This window comes from Allobosea sp. (assembly GCF_036675845.1).
GTDB lineage: Bacteria > Pseudomonadota > Alphaproteobacteria > Rhizobiales > Beijerinckiaceae > Allobosea.
Genome location: NZ_JAKFED010000116.1, coordinates 1 through 4,488 on the forward strand (window position 1 = coordinate 1; position 4,488 = coordinate 4,488).

Below are 4,488 nucleotides of genomic sequence, written 5' to 3' on the forward strand. Positions count from 1 at the left end.
GGCGAGCAGGAGATCAAGCTCCTGGTCAAGCGCAAGCCCGGCGCCGCCCTCGACGCAGCCGAGCTGTCGCACTGGCTCGGCCAGCGCCTCGCCGCCTATCAGAACCCGCGCTACATCGCCTTCGTCGACGAGTTCGAGCGGACGGCGAGCCAGCGCATCATGAAGCACCGGCTCTCGACCAGCACAGATGATTGCTGGGACCGGGCCGCGACACAGGAGCGCCGCCGATGACCGCTTGCGACATTCTGGTCTCCGGCACCGGCGGCTTCGCCGCAAGGATAGCCTTCGACATCGCCGCGACCGCGCAGGAACCGGTCAACGTCGTCATCGCCGGGCGCAATCGCAGCCGGCTCGACTGGCTGCGCACCGCCGCCAATGCGCGCGCCGCGATCTTCGGGCGGCCGGCGCGCTTCGGCAGCTTCGCCATCGACCTGCTCGAGCCCGATGCCGCCCCGCGCCTGCTCGCGGCGACGCAGCCGCGCGTCGTGGTGCAGGCCGCCTCGATCCAGACCTCGCAGGTCATCGCCCAGAGCGGCAATGCCTGGACGCGGCTCGTCGCCGAGGGCGGCCTGAGCGCGACAGCGGTGTTCCAGGCACTGATCTCGTCGCGGGTGGCGGCCGCCATTACCCGCGCGGGCACGCCGACCGCCTTCGTCAATTGCGGCTTTCCCGACGTGGTCAACGGCATGATCACCGCCCAGGGCCACGCCGTCGCCTGCGGCATGGGCAACATCGCGATCCTGTCCAATGTCTTCGCCGGCTCGGCGGGCGTCCGCCCTGACGCGGCGGTCAAGGTGCTGGCGCATTACCAGACCATCGCGGCCTGGCGCCGCCCGCCGGCCGAGCGGACCGGCCCGACACCTCGGGTCTGGGTCGACGGCGCCGAGGTCGACGACGTCTTCGCGCGCTTCGCCGATGTCCAGCTCACGCCGGAGCCGGCCATCGAGATTTCCGGCGCGAGCGGCGTTCCGATGATGCTCGCCATGGCCTCGGGCGGCGACTGGCGAGGCCATGTGCCCGGCCCGAACGGATTGCCCGGCGGCTATCCCGTCGTGCTCTCTGCCGGCAAGATGACGCTCGACCTGCCGCCAGGCGTCTCGGCCGACGAGGCCGTCGCCTGGAACCGGGCCTTCGAGGAACGCAACGGGCTGACCGTCGAGGCGGACGGCAAGGTCGCCTATACCGGGCGCCTGCGCGAAGGCCTTGCCGCCCATGACGCGAAGCTGGCGGAGGGCTTCCATATCGACGATCTGGAAGCGGTCTGCACGAAGATGCTGGCCCTGCGCGACCGGTTGATGACCCTGCCCTGAGATCGACCGATCGCAGGCGGAAGGCAGGTAGCGGCAAGGCATGGCTATACCAAACGCCCGGGCGGCCGCAGTGCCGCGCCACGATATCTGCAAGGAGAGAACGAGATGCGATTGAAGGGAAGATCCGCGATCATCACCGGCGGCGCCGGCGGCATCGGGCGGGCCATCGCCGAGCGCTTCATCGCCGAGGGCGCCTCGGTGATGCTCGCCGATATCAACGAGGCCGGGCTGCAGGCCGTCGCGAAGGAGCTGAACTGCCCCTGGCAACGGACGGATGTCGCGAAGAAGGCCGACCTCGTCGCGCTGGTCGATGCGGCGGCAAAGCAGTTCCCGACGCTCGACATCGTGGTGAACAATGCCGGCGTCATCCATGGCGCCGATCTGCTGGAGCTCGAGGAGGAGGATTTCGACCGCGTCCTCGCCATCAACCTGAAATCGGCCTTCCTGCTGTCGCAGGCGGCGGCCCGCCACATGATCCCGCGCAAGAGCGGCAGTATCATCAACATGTCCTCGGTCAACGCCATCCTGGCGATCCCGAACCAGATCCCCTACGCGGTCTCGAAGGGCGGCCTCAACCAGCTCACCAAGGTGCTCTCCATCGGGCTCGCCCCGCACGGCATCCGCGTCAACGGCATCGGCCCGGGCACCATCGACACGGCGATCGCCTCCGCGGTCATCACCGATCCGGCAGCCGAGCGCCGCGTCATGTCGCGCACCCCGCTCGGGCGCCGCGGCGAGGCGGCCGAGGTCGCGAGCGTCGCGGCCTTCCTGGCCAGCGACGACGCCTCCTACATCACCGGCCAGACGATCTATCCGGATGGCGGGCGGCTGGGGCTGAACTACACGATGTGAGGCGGCTTTAGACTGCGCTTCTTCGCAAACCACTGCCGTCATCCTGGGCGAGCGTAGCTCGACCCGGGATCCATTATAAGGGCTCAGGCGCCCTGCGATGGATCCCGGGCCTGCGTCGCTTCGCGAGTTGTCCAGGATGACGGGGTGGTTCCGAGTCGAAGTAGTACGCTCCAAGCTCCGCCCGCTCAGCGGGCGGAGCGCTTCTCCAGCCAGCCGACGAAGCCGATCAGCAGCGTCACCAGCAAGAGCAGCAGGGTCGAGGCCGCGGCCAGCGTCGGCGTCACGCTGAGCAGCGCATCGTCCCACATCTGCTTCGGCAGCGTCGTCGTCAGCCCGCCTGTGACGAACAGCGCCAGCGTCAGCTCGTCGAAGGAGGTGATCAGCGCGAACAGGAAGGCCGAGATCAGCCCGGTGCGGATCAGCGGCAGCGTGACGCGCCGCAAGGTCGCCAGCCGCGGGGCTCCGAGATTCCAGGCCGCCTGGTCGTAGCGCGGATCGTAGTTCTTCAGCACCGCCATCACGGTGATCACGACATAGGGGATGGCGAGCACGGTGTGGCCGAGGATCAGGCCGGTATAGCTGCCGACCAGGCCGAGCTTGGCATAGGCGTAGAACAGCGCCACCGCGATGATCATGCGCGGGATGATCAGGGGCGAGAGGATCAGCGCCAGCAGCAGCGTCTTGCCGCGCATGGTCTCGCGGGCGAGCAGGAAGGCGACCGGCGTTCCCAGCAGCATCGCCAGCGTCGCCGTGCCGAGCGCGACGATCAGCGATCGCAGCGCCGCCTGGGCCCAGAGCGGCGATTCGAACAGGGCCTGGTACCATTTCAGGTCGAAGCCGCGCGGCGGCCAGTCGATAGTGCCGCCGCCGGTGAACGAGACCGGCACCATGATGAAGGCTGGCAGGCAAAGGAAGAGCACGATCGAGACCACGATCGTCCATTGCACGGCCGGTCCGTAGGGCGAGCGCGGCCGCTCGCCGGCGGCGCGGGCGCGCCAGGCCGGAAACAGCAGCGCGTCGGTGGCGTGGCCGAGGCCGGCGCAAATCTTCAGGCCGAGGCGCGCCGGCCAGCCCGAGAGCCCGGCGCCGCCGCGTGCCGGCGCGGACCCGCCGCCCGCCAGGGTCGAGAGGCCGAGCAGCCGGTCGTAGACATAGAAGATGACCAGCGCGACCGCGAGCAGCAGCATCGACAGCGCCCCGGCGAAGGACCAGTTCAGCATCTCCTGGATCTGCTCGATGATGACCTGGGTGATCATCGTCTCGAAGCGGCCGCCGAGGAAGGCGGGGGTGATGAAGAAGCCGAGCGAGGTGATGAACACCAGGAGCCCGCCGGCGGCGACGCCCGGCAGCGAGAGCGGGAAATAGATCCGCCAGAAGGCGCTGCCCGGCCGCGCACCGAGCGTCAGCCCGGCCTTGACGCTGTTCGGGTCGATCGTCTCCATCACGGAGACCATCGTCAGGATGCAGAGCGGGATCATCGCATGGCTCATGCCGACGATGACGCTCGGCAGGGTGTAGAGCAGGTTGGCCGGCACATCGATCAGGCCGAGCGCCTGCAGGAACTGGTTGATCATGCCCTGCCGGCCAAGCAGCACGAGCCAGCCGAAGGTGCGCACCAGGAAGCTGGTCCAGAATGCCAGCAGCACCCAGAACATCACGCTCGACTTCGCCCGCTGCGAGCGGGTCGCGACCAGATAGGCGACGGGATAGCTGGCGAGCACCGTCGCGACCGTGGTCCACGCCGCGATCTTCAGCGTCACCAGCATGACGTTGACATAGACGTCTGCTGTGAACAGGCGGGCGTAATGGGCCCAGCTGAAGCTGCCGTCTTTCGCCTGGAAGCTCAGCGACAGCAATTGCCCGACCGGCACAAACATCAGTGCCGTCAGGAAGAGCAGAACCGGCAGGCCCTTGAGCCAGCGGCCGGCCGGGCCGGACAAAAGCCCGGGCCGGCTCCAGTCGCGCGCGGCCGCCGCCCGGTTCACTTCTGCCCCCCGGCGTCCTCGGCGAGCACGACGCCGCGCTCCTGCGCCCAGCCGACGAAGACCTTCTCGCCGGCCTTGAGCTGCCGCGCCGCCGGCGCCGTCAATTCGAGGCAGAAGATGGTGCCGAGCCCGTCCAGCGCGACATATTGCCTTGTGGTGCCGCCGACGAAGAGCGTCTCCAGCAGCGTGCCCGCCAGGGCGTTGCCGGCCGCGGGCGCCTGCGGCGTCACCGTCAGGCTTTCCGGCCGCACCATCAGCCTGACTTTGGCGCCGGCGGCCTCGTTGCCGCTGGCCTGCGCGCGGAGGCGGCGCTCCTGCCCGGCGCAGGCCAGTTCGAGCCC

The 4,488-nt window shown here is 69.1% G+C and carries 5 protein-coding genes; 3 read left to right on the top strand and 2 right to left on the bottom strand.

Annotation, left to right across the window (positions count from 1 at the left end):
• The 3 genes from V6M56_RS12355 to V6M56_RS12365 all read left to right on the top strand — a co-directional run.
• On the top strand, nucleotides 1-231 hold a 231-nt coding region (locus V6M56_RS12355; RefSeq protein WP_442881146.1), incomplete at its 5' end, for an AMP-binding enzyme.
• Nucleotides 228-1,310, top strand: a complete 1,083-nt coding sequence (locus tag V6M56_RS12360) for a hypothetical protein (protein WP_332684090.1) — start codon at nucleotides 228-230, stop codon at nucleotides 1,308-1,310. The genes V6M56_RS12355 and V6M56_RS12360, both read left to right, overlap by 4 nt.
• A gap of 105 nt (nucleotides 1,311-1,415) precedes the next feature.
• Nucleotides 1,416-2,162 (top strand): SDR family NAD(P)-dependent oxidoreductase, encoded by a 747-nt coding sequence (locus V6M56_RS12365; protein WP_332684093.1) that lies wholly within the window; start codon nucleotides 1,416-1,418, stop codon nucleotides 2,160-2,162.
• A gap of 185 nt (nucleotides 2,163-2,347) precedes the next feature.
• On the opposite strand, the gene V6M56_RS12370 is transcribed toward V6M56_RS12365, so the two are convergent.
• Both V6M56_RS12370 and V6M56_RS12375 read right to left on the bottom strand, forming a co-directional pair.
• Entirely contained in the window at nucleotides 2,348-4,147 is a 1,800-nt protein-coding gene (locus V6M56_RS12370; protein ID WP_332684094.1) for an ABC transporter permease subunit, read from the bottom strand.
• Nucleotides 4,144-4,488: TOBE domain-containing protein (locus V6M56_RS12375; protein ID WP_332684096.1), on the bottom strand; the 345-nt coding region annotated here is incomplete at its 5' end. The genes V6M56_RS12375 and V6M56_RS12370, both read right to left, overlap by 4 nt.